Annotated in this window: 14 protein-coding genes; 5 read left to right on the top strand and 9 right to left on the bottom strand. The window is 57.2% G+C overall.

Going from position 1 to position 17,881, the window contains the following annotated elements; genetic code table 11:
• Positions 1-39: 39 nt before the first annotated feature.
• Positions 40-510 carry a tRNA (adenosine(37)-N6)-threonylcarbamoyltransferase complex ATPase subunit type 1 TsaE gene (tsaE, locus tag AWU82_RS18345; protein ID WP_064379095.1) on the bottom strand — a complete coding sequence of 157 codons (471 nt, stop codon included), beginning with the start codon at positions 508-510 and terminating at the stop codon, positions 40-42.
• Positions 498-1,997: a bifunctional ADP-dependent NAD(P)H-hydrate dehydratase/NAD(P)H-hydrate epimerase gene (locus AWU82_RS18350; protein WP_064379094.1), complete on the bottom strand. Its 1,500-nt coding sequence runs from the start codon at positions 1,995-1,997 to the stop codon at positions 498-500. Before AWU82_RS18350 ends, tsaE begins: the two co-directional genes overlap by 13 nt.
• 63 nt (positions 1,998-2,060) lie before the next feature.
• Here AWU82_RS18350 and queG point away from each other — a divergent pair, with 63 nt between their 5' ends.
• A complete protein-coding gene (gene queG, locus AWU82_RS18355) occupies positions 2,061-3,161 on the top strand; it encodes a tRNA epoxyqueuosine(34) reductase QueG (protein WP_064379093.1) in 1,101 nt (366 codons plus the stop codon).
• A gap of 49 nt (positions 3,162-3,210) precedes the next feature.
• Here queG and AWU82_RS18360 read toward each other — a convergent pair whose 3' ends face one another.
• From AWU82_RS18360 to orn, 6 genes are all read right to left on the bottom strand, one after another.
• Positions 3,211-7,932 carry an RHS repeat domain-containing protein gene (locus AWU82_RS18360; protein ID WP_084776903.1) on the bottom strand — a complete coding sequence of 1,574 codons (4,722 nt, stop codon included), beginning with the start codon at positions 7,930-7,932 and terminating at the stop codon, positions 3,211-3,213.
• 81 nt (positions 7,933-8,013) lie between these two features.
• Positions 8,014-9,000: a hypothetical protein gene (locus AWU82_RS18365; RefSeq protein WP_064379091.1), complete on the bottom strand. Its 987-nt coding sequence runs from the start codon at positions 8,998-9,000 to the stop codon at positions 8,014-8,016.
• Positions 9,001-9,355: 355 nt separating this feature from the next.
• Positions 9,356-10,891 carry a leucine-rich repeat domain-containing protein gene (locus AWU82_RS18370; RefSeq protein ID WP_139831649.1) on the bottom strand — a complete coding sequence of 512 codons (1,536 nt, stop codon included), beginning with the start codon at positions 10,889-10,891 and terminating at the stop codon, positions 9,356-9,358.
• Between the two features lie 184 nt (positions 10,892-11,075).
• On the bottom strand, positions 11,076-12,107 hold the full coding sequence (locus AWU82_RS18375) for a hypothetical protein (protein WP_064379089.1): 1,032 nt from the start codon (positions 12,105-12,107) through the stop codon (positions 11,076-11,078).
• 168 nt (positions 12,108-12,275) lie between these two features.
• Positions 12,276-12,887, bottom strand: a complete 612-nt coding sequence (locus AWU82_RS18380) for a trimeric intracellular cation channel family protein (RefSeq protein WP_064379088.1) — start codon at positions 12,885-12,887, stop codon at positions 12,276-12,278.
• Positions 12,888-12,970: 83 nt separating this feature from the next.
• A complete protein-coding gene (gene orn / locus AWU82_RS18385; protein ID WP_011332176.1) occupies positions 12,971-13,513 on the bottom strand; it encodes an oligoribonuclease in 543 nt (180 codons plus the stop codon).
• Between the two features lie 107 nt (positions 13,514-13,620).
• Between orn and rsgA the strand changes: the two genes are divergently transcribed.
• The 4 genes from rsgA to AWU82_RS18405 all read left to right on the top strand — a co-directional run bounded on the left by rsgA (position 13,621) and on the right by AWU82_RS18405 (position 16,722).
• Positions 13,621-14,652, top strand: coding sequence for a small ribosomal subunit biogenesis GTPase RsgA (rsgA, locus tag AWU82_RS18390; RefSeq protein WP_007950741.1), 1,032 nt, complete (start codon positions 13,621-13,623; stop codon positions 14,650-14,652).
• Positions 14,653-14,861: 209 nt separating this feature from the next.
• The gene (locus AWU82_RS18395; protein ID WP_064379087.1) at positions 14,862-15,269 is read left to right on the top strand and encodes a TIR domain-containing protein; all 408 of its coding nucleotides are present in this window, start codon (positions 14,862-14,864) and stop codon (positions 15,267-15,269) included.
• A gap of 2 nt (positions 15,270-15,271) precedes the next feature.
• Complete coding sequence (locus tag AWU82_RS18400; RefSeq protein ID WP_064379086.1) at positions 15,272-16,231, top strand: caspase family protein; 960 nt, start codon at positions 15,272-15,274, stop codon at positions 16,229-16,231.
• Positions 16,231-16,722 carry a toll/interleukin-1 receptor domain-containing protein gene (locus AWU82_RS18405; protein ID WP_064379085.1) on the top strand — a complete coding sequence of 164 codons (492 nt, stop codon included), beginning with the start codon at positions 16,231-16,233 and terminating at the stop codon, positions 16,720-16,722. The genes AWU82_RS18400 and AWU82_RS18405 overlap by 1 nt, the downstream gene beginning before the upstream one ends.
• A gap of 90 nt (positions 16,723-16,812) precedes the next feature.
• Here the strand turns inward: AWU82_RS18405 and motB are convergent, their stop codons facing one another.
• On the bottom strand, positions 16,813-17,880 hold the full coding sequence (gene motB, locus AWU82_RS18410) for a flagellar motor protein MotB (protein WP_064379084.1): 1,068 nt from the start codon (positions 17,878-17,880) through the stop codon (positions 16,813-16,815).
• Between the last annotated feature and the right edge of the window lies 1 nt (position 17,881).

A 17,881-nucleotide genomic window follows, 5' to 3' on the forward strand; every position in this document is an offset into this window, starting at 1 on the left:
AGCCATCAACGCGCGAAAGCGCATACCTAACCCCATCATTCAATTGGTTTCCAATGCCAAAGCGGCACACCAGGCCTCGCCGCGCGAGCCCTGGGATAAAATGGTCAGCGAACGTCCGCTGTCTTGCGGGCTAATGGTAATGGTCAGGTCAGGCTTTGGCAAAAAGCCTGCACCTTTATCGGGCCACTCGATCAGACACAGAGCATCGTCGTCGAAATAGTCGCGAATCCCGAGAAACTCCAGCTCCTCCGGATCGACCAGGCGATACAGGTCGAAGTGAAACGCGCGGACGTCACCGATCTCGTAGGGCTCGACCAGGGTGAAGGTCGGACTTTTCACCGCCCCCACATGCCCCAGACCGCGAATGATGCCCCGCGACAGCGTGGTTTTGCCCATCCCGAGGTTGCCTTCGAGAAAGATCAGGCCATGGCCCTGCGTGATGCGGGCGATGCGTGCGCCAAAGTCGCTCATGGCCTGTTCATCAGCCAGGTACAGGGTTACTTCAGACACGGTGCATGCTCCTCCAACAACTGACGAATGGCTGGAATCAGATCACTGGCCGCCAGCCCACGGCCGAATTTACCTTGTTGCAGACCGGCGTTGGCGTGCAGCCAGACAGCCAGGCATGCGGCATCGAAACCGTCCATGCCCTGGGCCAGCAGCGCGCCGATCAGGCCCGCCAGCACATCGCCGAGCCCGGCAGTGGCCATGGCCGGATGGCCTTGATGACACAACGCCAGACGGCCATCGGGATGAGCGATCAGACTGCCCGCGCCCTTGAGCACCACCACCGCTGTATATTTTTTGCTCAACGCCAGCGCCGCCGCCGGACGATCAGCCTGCACTTCGGCGGTACTGATCCCCAATAAACGCGCGGCTTCCCCCGGATGCGGCGTGATCACGCAATCCTTGGGCAAACTGACAAAACCGCGGGCCAGCAGGTTCAGCGCATCCGCGTCCCATACCTGCGGCAGCGCTGCATTGGCAGCGGCTGATAACAGCGCTCGCCCCCAACTGGCCTGCCCAAGCCCCGGCCCGACCACCAGCACCGACACCTTGTCCAGCAGCCCCATCAACTGATTGGCTGAAGAAGCGCCCAGTGCCATGGCCTCCGGTACCCGACTCAAAGCCGCCGGCACATGTTCCGGGCGGGTCGCGACCGAGACCATCCCTGCCCCGCTGCGCAAGGCGCTTTCGGTGCTGAGCAGGATTGCCCCGCCAAAACCGTGATCGCCACCGATCAGCAGCACATGGCCGAATCGCCCCTTGTGGGCAGCCGGCGCACGGGCAGCCGGACGCGGCAGGTTAATCGCGTTGAGCCGTTGAGCGGCGGCAGGAATGTCACTGAAGCTTTCGGCAGACGCCTGCAGATCGTTAAACAGCAGTTCGCCGATATGATCCACCGCCTCGCCCGTGAACAGCCCGAGTTTCAGGCCGATGAACGTCACGGTGAGGTCGGCGTGCACTGCCCCACCCAGCGCATGACCGGTATCGGCGCACAACCCGGATGGGATATCGACTGCCACCACCGGCAGCCCGCTGGCATTGATCGCCGCAATCGCAGCGGCATAGGGCTCACGCACCTCACCACTCAGGCCGGTGCCGAGCAAGGCGTCAACGACAATACCGCGCAACTCGCAGGACGGATCCCAGGCACAGATCGAGACGCCATCCGCCACGGCTTCGGCGTGCGCCACGGCGGCATCACCCTTCAAACGCTGCGGTGCACCGACAGCCAATACCCGCACCGACCAACCCGCCCGGTGAGCGAGCGCTGCCACCAGATAACCATCGCCGGCGTTGTTGCCGTGCCCGGCCAACACCGTCAATTCATTCCCGGACGGCCATTGGCGCACCAGTGCGCGCCATGTAGCGTGGGCGGCGCGTTGCATCAATTCGAAGCCCGGCGTGCCGGCAGCGATCAGCCGTTCATCGAGTTCGCGCACTTGCGCGGCACGGTACAGCGCGTCGGGTAATTGATCTTTAGTGTGCGGCATGCGTCTTCGGGCTCCGATGTCTGGCAGAATTATACGCACCTCAGCTCCGGTTTCTCTCGCCTCATGTCCGCCATCACCACAGATCTGCCTGCCCTCGCCCAATCCATCAAGGACTGGGGGCGTGAGCTGGGCTTCCAGCAAGTCGGCATCAGCGGTCTGGACCTGGCCGAGCATGAACAGCACCTGCAACGCTGGCTCGAGGCCGGCTACCACGGCGAAATGGATTACATGGGCGCCCACGGCAGTAAACGCTCGCACCCCGAAGAGCTGGTGCCGGGCACCCTGCGTGTGGTGTCGCTGCGCATGGACTACCTGCCGGGTGACACGCAAATGGCGCAATTGTTGGCCAATCCGGAAAAAGCCTACATTTCGCGATATGCCTTGGGCCGCGATTATCACAAGTTGATCCGTAAACGCGTTCAACAACTGGCGGACAAAATTCAATCCGCAATCGGCCCGTTCGGCTTCCGCGCCTTCGTCGACAGCGCCCCGGTGCTGGAAAAAGCCATCGCCGAACAGGCCGGACTGGGCTGGATCGGCAAAAACACCCTGGTACTGAACCGCAAGGCCGGCAGTTACTTCTTTCTCAGCGAACTGTTCGTCGACCTCCCGCTTCCAGTGGACGCCCCACACAGCACCGAACACTGCGGACGCTGCACCGCCTGCCTGGACATCTGCCCGACCAACGCCTTCGTCGGCCCGTATGTGCTGGATGCGCGACGCTGCATTTCCTACCTCACCATCGAGCTGAAAAGCGCCATTCCCGAAGACTTGCGGCCACTGATCGGCAACCGCGTGTTCGGTTGTGACGACTGCCAGATCTGCTGTCCGTGGAACCGCTTCGCCCGTCCGTCCGGTGAAAGCGACTTCAAGCCACGGCACAACCTGGACAATGCCGAACTGGCCGAGCTGTTTTTGTGGGATGAAGACAAGTTCCTGAGCAGCACTGAAGGCTCGCCACTGCGCCGGGCGGGTTACGAACGCTGGCTGCGCAATCTGGCAGTGGGGCTGGGCAATGCGCCTTCAACGATTCCGGTGCTGGAAGCGTTGAAGGCGCGACGGGATTATCCGTCCGAGCTGGTGAGAGAGCATGTGGAGTGGGCACTGGAACAGCACGCCGGATCTGCGCAGGCAGAACCGGCAGACAATGTGCTCAAATCGTAGTTGAGTGCTGTTGGCACATGCCGGTACTGCCCGGTCTGATCATTGATGCCTATTTTTTTTCGTTATAGTGGCCACCCATCTGCTTGATGATGACGATCCGGTCTTTGGTGTTCTCCGTCAGATAAATACGGTCTCCCTTCGACAAGTAAAGATGCATTGGTTTTGATGTCGTGCTGGACGGACCATACATTGGCGTATATTCGGCATGGATGAGTCTGGCGGCGGAGGTCGGGGAGTTACCCGCTTCAACATGTTTCATGAACTCTTCTGCCCTGTCCTCCGAGGCCTTGCGCGCCTCTATCCTGAGAAAGTTCAACTTGTCTTTGGGCCTGACCAGCGTCCATTGCTTTTCGACCTGCTCCTCAACCGGCGCATTGGCTTTCCTGGCCGCGGCCTTCGCGCCTTTGCCCTTGGCAAGCACCTTGCCCATTTTCATCGTCCCCTTTGAACTGAGTCCCTGCTCAAAGGCCGAAGCCAGTTTTCTGCCGGCATTGACACCCGCTTTGGCGCCAGCCGCCAGACCGGCACCGAGCGAAGCCAGTCCAAGGCCGACACTGATCCAGCCCAATACCTCTCCCAATTGAGAGTCCGGTGCATAATTATCGAGCACTTCACTGGCGATACCCGTCAAACCTGAAGCGACAGTCAGTCCCAGCGCCGCCAGCGCCCACGGCGTGGCAGCGCCCATCGTCAGCACGCTGGCAACAATCCCGAGCACCCCCATTCCGATGCCCAGAATCGATTGCCAGGATATATGCCCTGTCGGGTCGACACGATTGACGGGATCGCCCAGGCAATAAGCGTAGGCATTCAATCCCCCCCCGCCAAACGGACTCATGCTGTCGGGGCCGAGAAAACGCATCAGCGTCGGGCTGTAGGCTCTGTAACCATTGCCCAGCAGGTAAAGACCGGTTGCCCGATCAAGCTGCTCACCATTGAACCCCGCCAGACTGAACACCCCGCCTTCGGCAGGAAGGTGCCCGTACGGGCTGTAAACACGGTCAGTCAGATTTTTTTCACCCAGCTCTGCCAGCACACTGTGCTGCTGATCGGTGCCGAACAGTTGTGTGCTGCTGCCCGGTCCGAGTTGCTGCTGCCCCACCAGTAGTCCACCGTGACGCACGATACTGGATGAACTTTTACCACTGACTTCATGGATGACACGCCCTTCGTGGTAATAACGCTGGGTAGGTGCATTTTCCGGTTGCGACAGTTCAACCAGATGGTCAAAACCGTCGTAATGGTAATTGCGAATGACCGAGCCTCCTGCACCGGTCAATTGCTCAAGACGCCCGAATGCGTCATAGGCCAGGACTCGCGCCTGGTCATCTTTGATCATCCTGCCGTTGGCGTCATATTCCAGGGTGACTGCCGGTGGATAGTCGACGTGTGAATGCCTGACTGCACTGAGTTGTACAGGGTCCGGATTGTCGTAACTGAAGGTGGTCAGATTCACACCCAGCGGAAACCGCGTCTGCACGCTCAGAAGGTTATCCAGCGCATCGAACGTGAATGTCTGCTGAACAATCTCCTTGCCATAAGGATCCCGGGGTTTTTGGGTACCCGCACAGTCGTACTGGATCAGCCGGCCACGCACATCGTAGGCAAATCGTTCATCGCGCAGTATTTGCGTACCGCGCATGGACACTTTCTGCGCCAGTTTGCCGGCAAGCGTATAAGCCGACACCAGCGTCTGGTCGGGCTGGCCCTTGATCTCGAAAGTACGGCAAGTCTCACGACCGATATCATCATAGGCAAACCGAGTGATCATTCTTCGCTTGATCGAAGTGTCTTCGGTCTTCGTCCACTCCAGCATCCCGGTCAGTGTGCTGTAGTGGAATTCGGTTTTCAGGGTCCCTTGCACAGTTGCCAACAAGCGGCCGTGCTCATCGTATTCGCAAATATGCTCGCCGCCGAGAACATCCACATAAGTGAGCGGTCGCCCCTCGAGGGAATAAGTAAAGGAGGTTGCTTTGCTGATATCACCGAAGGTCGTCGTTTCGGACTTGATGCGCCCGGAAGGATAATAGGCAAAACGATGTTCTCGGTCGTTTTCGGTGCAGGTCAACGGCTGACCACTGACGGGGTCGTACGTCATGGTCGTGAGCAGAGCCCCCGCCTTGCGCTCGGTCAGTAAACCGCCCAGGTCTCGCAAATAAGTGAATTCGGTCTTCTTGCCCTCAGCGCTCCTGTACCACTGAGGCTGACTGAAACCCGCTTCGTAACCAGTCTGCGACTGGCGCCCACCCACCGTACTTTCCGTCAGGCGATTCAAACCGTCATAGATCTGCCGACCCAATACCTTGCCATCGACCTGGATCCCGACCGGCAGCGCTTCGTCAGTGTGATCCGCGTATTCGGTGACTACCTCACTGGCGTCGGGCATGACACTGCGGATCATGCGATCAAAGACGTCGTATTCATATCGAGTGGTATTGCCAACCGGATCGGTCTGGCTGGCCGTGCGCCCGAACCCGTCATAGGTATAAGTGGTTTTACCCAGACTCTCGCGCCTCAGATTGAAGCTCTCGACGCTCAGCGGTTTACCAAAATCGTTGACGAAAGTGACGGTCTTGCCCATCCCCTGAAGCCAATTCGTTTGCCGGCGAGCGACCGGATCGACCTCGTTGTATTCGATACGCCCATCGGCATGGAGGGTCTTGCTGAGCTGGCCCCAGTGATCGAATTCGTAGGCGGTCGCAACGGGATAAGGCTTGCCATCACGCCAATCGGTCAGCGTGACTTTCACTTTGTGACCCGCCGAATCATGAATCGCGGAATAAAGAGTGCGACTGTGAATGAGTCCGTCCTTGTCCGGATGGTCACAGTCCTTTTCCTCAACGGTGATAACCCTTTCCAGGCCGTCATACGTCGCGCGCTGCTCACCACCGGCTGGATCGGTGGTCACTATCGTAGCGGGCTGCTGCTTACTGGCGGGCAAATAGGCCCATCGGGTCAAGGCGGCGTAGGGGGTACCCCGGGCAAGCGTTTTGGACACCGCCCGGCCGATCGCGTCGTATTCATATTCGATGCGTTCACCATCGACACCGATGCTCGCGACCTGTAATCCACTCAACGTCGAGAGCACCTTCTCACTGGTCTGCAGCGCGCCATCAAATCCGTGAGTACTGGACTTTACCTCCAGCCTGGTGCCCTTGAGCCCATAGGAGAACTCGGTACGGTTTTTTTTATCTGCCAGAGTGATGCTTTGCTCTTTCATGGCCCCGTGCTTGAGCGGATCCTCTGGCGTATTCAGGTAACGCTTTTCGGTCTTCGATCGCAGGATTTCGACCCCTTCCACAAGCTCGAAAAAACGTTCCTCAACCGGCAGGACGAAGGCCAGCTCCGCACCGCTCAGCGCGGGATGCAGAACATAGTCGTAGTACGTAACCGTCGAGTTTGCGCCCCCCGCTGCAGGAATGACTGTCCTTTTTTTCTGAAACCTGGCGAAACCCAGCGGATCCTCCGGACAGTTGTCCCCACCACTTGCCGGATAAAACTCCGACACAGTGGTCACTCCATTCGGCTCGACAATCTTCAGCAAGTTGCCTTCACCATCGAACTCGGTGACGGTGATTTCCTCACGCTTGTGCTGGGTGCGCCGGTCGAGATAAGTCACCTTCTGAACTTTTGGCATGCGGAACTGGGCAGGCTGCTCATTGAATGGCTTGGTGACGCAACAGTGATACTCGATAGTCGTTGAGGTCTGGGCATCGCCACTTGTCGTGACCTCCGTGATCAACAAATGGAATTTGTTGTAAGTGCGGCGGATGCGAGTGTGCACCTTACCGTTGACCACCATTAGCTCGTCCGAGGAATAGACATAGTTGGCGGGTGCCAGGTAGAGAGGGTCTCCATCATTGCTTCTGGTCGGGACGAGACCCTGCCCGAGAAAGTTATGGTCTGAATACGAGTAGGCCTTGCATATCCGGGGTTGATCGCGCCCGGGATAAATCTCGTGAGCGATGACAAATGGCAGTGTCTGTTCGACGCCACTCACGAAACGGTGACCTTGTCGTTTGTAGCGAATGATTTCTACACCGCGCAACGGGTTGACGACGCGCCGCAAATAGATGGCCTGATCAATGACTTCATATTCCAGCTCCCAGCCTTTGCCGACCGGTAGCTCGATTGCCGTAACCTGACTATTTTTCAGGATCAATGCGTAATCGGAACGGGCCAAACTATCGGGATGCCGGGTCAGTGTGACCTGACCTGCATTGCGTGTGATTTTCAGCAGGCATCGCTTGGCGTCGCTGACTTCAGCCAACATGGGAAACTGATTGAACAACACATGCTTCAGCGTGATGCTCACACCATTATGGGCAATGATTTTTTCCACTACCGCGACTTGAGTGCCAGCCTGAACCTTTAGCAGCTCACGCCGACCATCCTTGTAGCGAATTTCGTAGCGCCCCGTCCCGATCTCCAGCACCTTGGCGGTTTGCAGCTTCATTTCCTTGAACTTCAAGCCGCTGGAGGTCTCCACAGCCTGATAGCGTTCACCGTTGGCCAGCGTCATGACTTTGCTGCGCAAGTCGTAATGCGTCATGGTCAAAGACCAGCCTACGCCGAAACCGGTATCCATCTGATTGAGCGGATTGAAGCCCAAAGAAAGTGCAAGCTCAGGGCCATTGAGGTCCGCTGAGTGCAACTTGCCCAAGGAAAGCGCACACGTATACATGCCGGTGCGAGGATCAACACCTCCGGAAACAAACTCACTAAAGTTGAAAGCGTTTGAATGTGCTTTGGAAGAAAAATTACTTTCCATGGAAAAAACGTCCTTTATTTTCAGGTTCAGCGATTGGCGATATCAAGTGACCAGCAACAACTTGCTGGTCACCAAGCGAAATCAGGCAAGCTGTTTCATTGATCGCCGCGACTCATCCAAAATAAAATTTCGTTGTTCCTTGTTACCGTCGAGAGAGAGCCTGTGTTCCGTGCCAAACTCATCGATTACTGCAAATTCGAATGCACTTTCGCTCTCCCGAGCCACTTGCAGGTCAGCTGAAACATACTGAACAAGTGTCAACTGCCCGGGCACTTTGTTGATCGGTACCGTTACGTAGCCGAGAGGGCCGCGAAACGTGGCTTTTTCTCCATAGATCGGTGCCATATAACCGTAAAAGTTTCTACGACCATCCTGTGTTCCGGAAATGTTGCCGGACACGTAGACCTGTACCGCTTCTTCGGAATCATAAGGGTCAAGTTTTACCTCACTGCTGTACCAGTCGAGGAGATGAACCTGCCGTCCTTCCGCTTGCAGACCAATGTGATAAAGCTGAATCCAGTCGTAACCAGCCCTCTGCTGCGCGTCGTCGTATTTCCTCAACGAAAAACTGCTCAGTGGGTACACCTTCGGAGGAACAGCTTCGAGCGTCACACTGCTATCAAAACCGATCCCGTTAGTTCGCAATGTCACGTTGTTCATGACGATTTCGGCAGCCACTTCCATAATTCCAGGCCTGGAAGCGGAAACCCAGAATTCAAAAACCTGCACAGGGTCGGAATCATCACTGATTCGGTTGTTCTTTACGCGAGGAACTTCGGTCATGCGCGGTGCCCCACCCGACATTTCGTGTGCATAGCGATTTTCCTGGGTGGACACGCTCCAATCGCCCTCAAGAGGCCGGGCGCCGTTATAGGCAATCAGGCGCAGGGACTGCAAGGCGGGATGTCCATACAGCGACGCATCGTCTCCACTGTTATCGACACCGTGTAAAAGTACCAACACGCGTACTTGCATGCGACCGTTGGCGTAAAGCGTTTTATGTTGGCCAGACCTGCCGGCGTCAAACTTCACCTCGATACGGGAAATACTGAGTTGCTCATCAAACATCAAATAATACCTTGGCAATGAATAAGTTTCGTCCTTGTCAGGACTTGCCGAAGCATTGACGCACGATCAAAACGACAATAAAACCTTCAACACTCTACAAACTATTAACAGCTCCAGGCGAGGAAATGCCTGAATATCAAATCAAAACTCACACACACTTTTCAAACCTTCAACAAGACACACCACCGGCTCACAAACCTCAAGACCGCCCGTCCCAAAGCCTTAATTCTGAGGGCCTGATGCTCCTCTTCCGGTCCTGCCTCAGGTGGAGCCAAAAACGGAAGAGGGCAAAAAATTTGTTTATATTTATCAAAACATGTTGGACAACCTGAATGTTTGTTACTTCCTCCAACACTCAGTTACTGTCTGAGTCCGTCCCGAATCCGCTCTCTGCGGATTCACTGTCGGACTCCACCTCTGAAAGTGGCTCATCCATCTGAATTTCTATTTTTCGATCCATGCTGGCATCTTCCAGATAATGACCAATTCGTTGCCTCGATACGTTATTCAACGGGTTGTTCACCAGCCCGACAAACAAATGTTGTGTATCCGGAACATCGAATAACTCATCACCAACATCTGAAATATTATTATTCTGCAACGCCAACACTCCGAGTTCTTTCGGCGTGCTTATTCCTGAAGGAATACTGGAAAGGTTGGCATCATGCAGCATCAACTCTTTCAATTCCGACATGAAGCCCACATGCGGGGTGACTGTCAGAGGATTGTGTGCCAGATTCAGCAATGTGAGTGTTTCTATTCGAGACAGCCCCTCAGCCGTCACCTCCGTAAGTCCAAGCGAGCAATTTTTCAATGTAAGCTCGCGCAATTCACGCATTTGAAAGATTCCTGACGGAAACTCTTCCGCTCTTACGCCAGTGATCATCAAGTATTGGACATTGGGAAAACTGTCGAGGAACGCGCCTATTCGCGCACTGGTTACCTGCGCGGTTAATATTAATTCTGTTACATATTCGAACCGCGCGGATAACCTTGGCAACTCACCAGAAAAATCGATGTTCGACGAAAAATGATCGTCACCGTATCCCCATCGCGATACCGACTTGCGTTGCCAGATATCTTGCAGCACTGCGCTGAATTGCTCACGAGCCTGGCGTTCTCCGGCAAGCGTCAGCGCACGGCCCTGCGCTGACGATTGCGAATGTGAATGTGAATGTGAGTGAGGCGAGGCCTCGCCGGCACTCCATATCGCCAGTTCGTCACGCAACATCGCGAACTCTTTTTCGAGCCGCGTCATTACGCCGAATGGATCACTCCTCAAGCGCTGGTTGATAAACGTCGCCACTTCCTCGTCCGGGATCTGCGGATAAAGATCACGTACGCGCTCGGCAACGGACATCCGATTGCGTACCGGGTCGAGACTTTCAAGTCGATCAAGCGAATCAATGCTGTCTACCGCATCCCAGAATCTGCCTTCGCCATTCGGCTTCAACAGCGGACCGGAGGGTTCGAGTTCTCTGGCTTTAGTGGCACGAAACAAGCCACTCTCCACATCAGGAACCACTTGCACGAAACGGTCGTCGGCGACTTGCACAAACTGCCGCCCCTTGTACATCCGGATGCCTTGCGCATCGGCTTCGCCGAGGTGTGCTGATTTGGGTATCCAATAGTCTGCCAGCGAGGGGAGCGCCGAAAGTATCGCGAGCTCATTGGTTACCAAAGAGATCGGGGCCGCACTCACGCTGGTTTCCTGCGTCAGTGCGCCCATATCTTGCCGGGAGAAAATGTGCGACGGCTCCAGTCGATTCGGCATGGATATCTGCGGCGCTGCAGAAGCAGGAAGCGGTAGCCGATGTGAAACATCGATACTGAAATCGGGTGAGTTGCTTGGGGTAGCAACAGGTTTGACCTTTGGCATTTTGTCAGCCATGAGCGCTCATCCTTGAGGTGTCGTTGCGCTGGCCCCGCAAACCAAAGGGCCAACGCGAGTCATAAGTACTGCACGTTCCATGCGAGTACCTGATAGTTGAACATCACACTCTATCGATACTTGCAGTATAAATGCGCATATATACCTACCACTCCTGCCCGATCAGCATCAGCGATGTATCGACTCAACCTCGTTCCAGTGTGAAATTGCGCGTATGAAAATCCAGCCTGAATGCCAGCTTGTGCTCGGTGCCGTGTTGATCAATAGCACGGAAGTGAAGAACTTCGCCGTACCTGGAGCTTGGTGCAAGTTCAGAATATTCGGACAGCGCCTGAACAACCGTCAGTTCTCCGTCGTGATCATTGACCCTGACAGAGTACTTTTTGGACTCTCGTGTAACAGCCTCGGAAAAAAGGAACGCAATGGGATCCCCATTAAATGGCAGTTGTACGTCCAGCGTGTTTCGTTCCGGGCGGACAAAAGTGGCCAGCATAAAATTGGTACTCGACTCCTCTAACTTGTTACCCCCGGCAAAAGCATAGTTCTCGCCGGCTTCAGCTCCGTCTGCAATCCAATCAACCAGCTTGATCTGCTGCCCCTGTGGGTAAAGTCCCAGGTAGTAGTTGAAGATACGATTACCGGGCTGCTCATTACCGCGCCGGGCTTGATACCAGCGGAATTGCTCGATGGCATAAGCCGCAGGCGTTTGGGACTCAATCGTTACGCTGCTGTCATGAACACTGGACAGCGTGGTCCCGTTACTGAGAATCCTCAGCCCGTTCAGTGACAAGCGTGCAGCAATCCTGGTCGTTCCCGCGACCGATGAGGATACCCAGAAAGTGCGAACCTGCGGATGGACGCTGTCGCTTTCAGCATCGTCGTCGTGGTCGACACCGGCGGCAGCCGAAGTTTGCGCCTCAAGGGTGTAACGTCCCTGCTCGGTGCTCGCGGCCCAGCCATCACGCAATGTTCTGCCAGTGCTGTAATGGATAAGCTCTATGCTATTTATTACATCTTCCGGCACATGCATGGCATCGCCGTTGGCGTCCACCCCGGAAACCAGAACTTGCACCTTCACCTGCATGCGGCCATTACCGTACAGCGATTTAATACTGGTGCTATCACCGGCATCAAACTTCACCTTGAAACTGGCAAGTCCTTCGAGAACAGGCGGAGCAGTTTGCTGATGCGACGTTGTACTCTCGATTTCACTCATGATTCATTTCCTTTGAAGAGTTCTATTCAAGGGTTGCCTTTGACAACCCATCAACAAAAGAAATAACACGGCTTCAAAACAGCCAACAAAGCGAAAAATGTAAGAAACATGCTCTTGCAAGCATTCCGAAACTTGCAATCAGGAAAAATCAATCAGCTGCAACAGATATCAATGTTCGTCGTTATAGACAAACTTCGGCATTTCCCAATGAAAACGAATCGCCAACAATCGCAACAGAAAACCACCAAACAGGGTAATCAGAATTGCCTGCTCACTCGGCACATTGAGATACAGGCACAGCATGTAACACCAGGCAGCTGCAAAAGAGACGCTGGCATACAGCTCACGGCGGAAGATCAACGGAATATCGTTGCAGAAGATATCGCGCAGGATGCCGCCGAATACACCGGTGATCACGCCGCTGACCGAGGCCACCAGCATCCCGTGGCCCATTTCCAGGGCGGTCATGCAACCGATCAGGGTAAACGCCACCAGACCGACCGCGTCGAGCACCAGAAACAGCGAGCGCAGATGGCGCATCCAGCGAGCCGTGAACACGGTGATCATCGCCGCGACTGTGGTCAGTACCAGATATTCCGGGTGTTTGACCCAGGTCAGCGGGTAGTGCCCGAGCAGCACGTCACGCACCGAACCGCCGCCCAATGCGGTGACGCAGGCAATCAGCACCACGCCAAACCAGTCCATGCCGCGACGGCCCGCAGACAGGGCGCCGGTCATGGCTTCGGCAGTAATAGCGACGAGGTAGAGCATCAGCAACATGGTGGCGATCCTGGCAGGAAGGCGCGCAGTCTACTCACTTCGCCGAGGCACCAAAAGAGGGCGCCCCGGCGTGGGTGCCGATCTCAGAACTTGATGAAATGCTTGCGGTAGTGCTGCAGCTCGGCGATGGATTCGCGGATGTCATCCAGTGCGAGGTGAGTGCTGCCCTTCTTGAAGCTGTCACGCACGTCCGGTGCCCAGCGCGCGGCCAGTTCCTTGAGCGTGGAGACGTCGAGGTTGCGGTAGTGGAAGTAGCTTTCCAGCGCCTTCATGTGGGTATAAAGGAAGCGGCGATCCTGGCAGATGCTGTTGCCACAGATCGGCGACTTGCCCTTCGGCACCCACTGCTCGAGGAAGGCGATGGTTTCGGCTTCAGCCTCGGCCATGCTGACACGGCTTTCACGCACGCGCTGGGTCAGACCCGAGTTGCCGTGGGTGCGGGTGTTCCACTCGTCCATGCGGGCGAGGACTTCGTCGCTGTGGTGGATGGCGATCACCGGGCCTTCGGCCAGGGTGTTCAGGTCACTGTCGGTGACGATGGTGGCCATTTCGATGATCACGTCGTTTTCCGGATCCAGACCGGTCATTTCCAGGTCGATCCAGATCAGATTCTGCGGGTTTTGCATATTTCGGCTCCTGAGCAATGCTGCGCAGTTTAGCCTAGGCAGCCTGCCGGGCGTGCTAAACTCGCGGCCGTTTTACCTAATCGCTGCATTCTTCAGACGGAACACCCATGGCCAAACGCCAACTCAATCGTCGTCAAAACTGGCGCATCGAAAAGATTCAGGGCGAGCGCGCCGCCCGCGCCGCCAAACGCGAGTCCTCGGCTGTCGAGGCGCTCGAAGGCGGCGACCTGGGCCCGGAACAGCACGGCCTGGTGATTGCCCACTTCGGTGTGCAGGTCGAGGTCGAGGCCGTTGACGGCGAACTGGCCGGCCAGGTCTTCCGCTGCCACCTGCGCGCCAATCTGCCTGCATTGGTGACCGGCGACCAGGTGGTCTGGCGCGCCGGCAACCAAGGCATCGGCGTAATCGTCGCGCAACTGCCGCGCACCACCGAGCTGTGCCGTCCGGACAGCCGTGGCCAGCTCAAGCCGGTGGCCGCCAACGTCGACATGATCGTCATCGTCTTCGCCCCGCTGCCCGAGCCCCACGCCAACCTGATCGACCGATATCTGGTCGCCGCCGAACACGCCGGCATCCGTCCGTTGCTGCTGCTGAACAAGTTCGACCTGATCGACGAGCAGAACGCCCCGGCGCTGAACGCCCTGCTGGCGGTCTACCGCACACTCGGCTATCCGGTGCTGGAAGTCTCGGCGCACCACGGCAACGGCATGGAGCAATTGCAGAAACAGCTCGACGGGCGCATCAGCGTGTTCGTTGGTCAGTCCGGTGTCGGCAAGTCGTCCTTGGTCAACAGCCTGCTGCCGGAAGTCGAAACCCGCGTCGGCCCGCTGTCCGAGCTGTCCGGTCAGGGCACGCACACCACGACCACTGCGCGCCTGTTCCACTTCCCTGGCGGTGGCGAGTTGATCGACTCCCCGGGCATCCGTGAATTCGGCCTCGGCCACGTCAGCCGCGCCGACGTCGAAGCCGGCTTCATCGAGTTCAACGATCTGCTCGGCACCTGCCGCTTCCGCGATTGCAAACACGATCGCGAACCCGGTTGCGCACTGCTCAAGGCCCTGGAAGATGGCCGCGTGCAGCAGCAGCGAATGAACAGCTACCGCTCGATCATCGCCAGCTTGCCGGAAAACGGTTACTAAACAGCCCTGTCGGCGGCCCTTCCCCAAGGGCTGCCGGTTGTCGGAACCTGCCGGCGTTTCCACCCTCACCTTAAACACAAGCCCTTTCTGTAAGCCTGATTACTTCAGTTTGCAGGACATTTCTCTTTTCCCGCCCAGACCTTGTAGCGCCCTTCCAGAGGCCTAAATTGGGTTCTTCCTTCGCACCTATGCGATCTCCGAGGAACCCCATGCAGACCTATCATTTGTTCATCAGTCACTCGTGGAATCATCCGCACGCCCACGACAATCTGGTGCGCCTGCTCGGCGCTCAACCCGACTTCTGCTTCAAGAACTTTTCCGTGCCACCGCACAATCCGATCATGGGTGCACGCACCGACAAGCAGCTTGAGGAGGCGATCGAAAACAAGATCCGGCCGTGCTCGGCGGTGTTGATCATGGCCGGCATGTATTCGACCTACAGCAAGTGGATCAACAAGGAAATCGAGATCGCCAGACGCATGGGCAAGGTGATCATCGCGATCAAACCGTTCGGTGCCGAACGGATTTCCACCGTTGTACGCAATGCCGCACATGCCGAGTGTGCGTGGAACACCCAGAGCATCATCAAGGCCATCCGCCTGCACACGGCGGTGTAACCATGCGCAAGGGACTGTTTATCGGCATCAACCACTACCACCATGTCGCCCCTCTGAGCGGCTGTAACAACGATGCCATGGCCATGGCATCGGTACTGGAGCGCCACGCCAACGGGCGGCCGAACTTCAGCAGCAAGGTACTGACTTCAGCCGAGGAGAACCTGACACTCGACACGATGAAGCAACAGATCCGGGAGCTGTTTTCCGGCGACTGCGATGTGGCGCTGTTGTACTTCGCAGGCCATGGCCAGTTCGACACCAGCATCGACGAAGGACTGCTGATTCCACAGGACTTCCGGCACGGCGGCGAAGGCATTCGCATCAGCGACATTCTGACGTGGGCCGATCAGGCACCGCACATCAAGAACAAGATCATCATCCTGGATTGCTGCCAGGCCGGCGCAGCAGGTGCCATGCGCAGTCTGCGCGGTGGCAGCAGCGTGATCGGCGAAGGCATGACCATCCTGACGGCCTGCAAGAAAGAACAATCGGCGCTGGAAAGCCGTGGCCACGGGGTGTTCACCGATCTGCTGTTGCAAGCCCTGCACGGCGGCGCAGCCAATGTATTGGGCAAGGTCACGCCGGGCAGTGTGTATTCGTTTGTCGACAATGCGCTGGGGGCATGGGAACAGCGGCCGGTGTTCAAGACCAACGTGTCGCAATTCGTACCGCTGCGCGAAGTCGCGCCGCTGATTGCCGAAGAAACACTGCGCAAGCTCAAGGACTGGTTTCCCGAGCCGAGCTTCGTCTTCCGGCTCGATCCCAGCTACGAACCCACCGAAGCGGCATTCGATCCCGATCACGGCGATGTCTTCAAACAGTTGCAGATGTGCAACCGCCACAGCCTGATCGAACCGGTCGACGCCGAGCACATGTACTACGCCGCCCTCCACTCCACCGGCTGCCGCCTCACTGCACTCGGCGCCTATTATCGAGAGCTAGCGCTCAAAGGACATTTCTGATGCCCGTATTCATCAGCTACCGCCACGGCGATCGCGCTCAGGCGATTGCCATCAACAGCCGCCTGGTTCAGGCCAATATCAAGACCTACCTTGATGTGCTGGATCCTGAATCCCAGACCACCGACGACATCACGGGTGTCATCACCCGTAACATCACCGAGTGCAGCCACCTGCTGGCCGTGGTGTCGGAAAAGACCGCACTGTCGTGGTGGGTGCCGTTCGAAATCGGCGAGGCGACCATCAGCCACCGACGAATCTGCTCGTTCAGAACCGGGCCGGCGGAGCTTCCGCACTATCTGGACAAATGGCCGAAGCTGAGCACCGATCGGGATCTGGACTTCTTCATCGATGCTTACCGCACCGAAGGAAGCGTCAAGCGCTCCATGACCCTGGATTCGGTCACGGCAAATCAGTCGACCCGAACCGCCAATCGACAAAACGCCGAAGTGTTTCATGACGCGCTGAAAAACCGTATTCGACGCGGGTTTTAGTCAGCCCGAGCGCCGCAGGGAATGCGTCTGTGACCAGCCTTCCCGCCGGACACAAAAAAAAGCCGACATCGCTGTCGGCTTTTTTGTGGGTCACTGCTTCGGTGCAGTGGCCGGTGCAGCAGGCACGGGGGCTGGTGCCGCTGCGCCCGGCTCGGTCGGTTTCGGCAGCGTGTCGTCGAACAGGTTCAGCCGTTCGCGCAACTCGTGTGCAGGCACCGGCTGCTGATCTGCCGGCAAGGCGTTCGGGTCGACCGGGGTGGCCGGCGCCGCGCCGTTCTGGCCTTGATCTGCGGGTTGCGACGGGTCGGCACCTTGCGAGCCTTCGATGGCCGCCTGGGCCTTCTTGGTCAGCACCACGATGTCGATACGGCGGTTGACCGGGTTGAACGGGTTCTCCTTGTCGAACAGTGCCGACGAAGCGTAACCAACAACCCGCGCCACTTGAGCGTCCGGATAACTGCCCGCCACCAGCGCACGCCGGGCGGCGTTGGCGCGGTTGGCCGAAAGCTCCCAGTTGCCGAAGTCGCCATTGCCTACATAAGGCTTGGCATCGGTGTGACCGCTGATGCTGATCTTGTTCGGCACCGCTTTGATGGTGTCGGCCATGGCCAGCAGGATGTCTTCGAAGTACGGCTTCAGGCGTGCAGAGCCGGAATCGAACATCGGCCGGTTCTCGGCGTCCATGATCTGGATGCGCAAGCCGTTCGGCGTGATTTCGAACAGAATCTGATCCTTGAACTTCTGCAGCTGCGGGTTCTCGTCGACCTTGTTCTGCAGTTCTTGCAGCAACAGTTCCAGACGTTCCTTCTCGACCTGCTCGGCCATGCCTTCAACCTGTTCGGTGTCGACCGTGACCTTGTCCGGCTGCGGTTGCGACTTCACTTCAGGGTTGAGGGTGTTTTCCGGCGCCAGGGTCGGCGTGCCGCCCAGATCAATGATGTACGGCGTGCCGCTTTCGGAGAAACCGACCGGGTCCTTGAAGTAACCGGCGATGGCGATCTTCTGTTCCGGGGTCGCGGTGGACAGCAGCCACAACACCAGGAAGAACGCCATCATCGCCGTCGCGAAGTCGGCGAAGGCGATCTTCCACGCCCCGCCGTGATGCCCGCCGGCGATGCGCTTGACGCGCTTGATGATTATCGGCTGGTTATTTTCCATG

It is taken from the genome of Pseudomonas glycinae (assembly GCF_001594225.2).
Lineage (GTDB): Bacteria > Pseudomonadota > Gammaproteobacteria > Pseudomonadales > Pseudomonadaceae > Aquipseudomonas > Aquipseudomonas glycinae.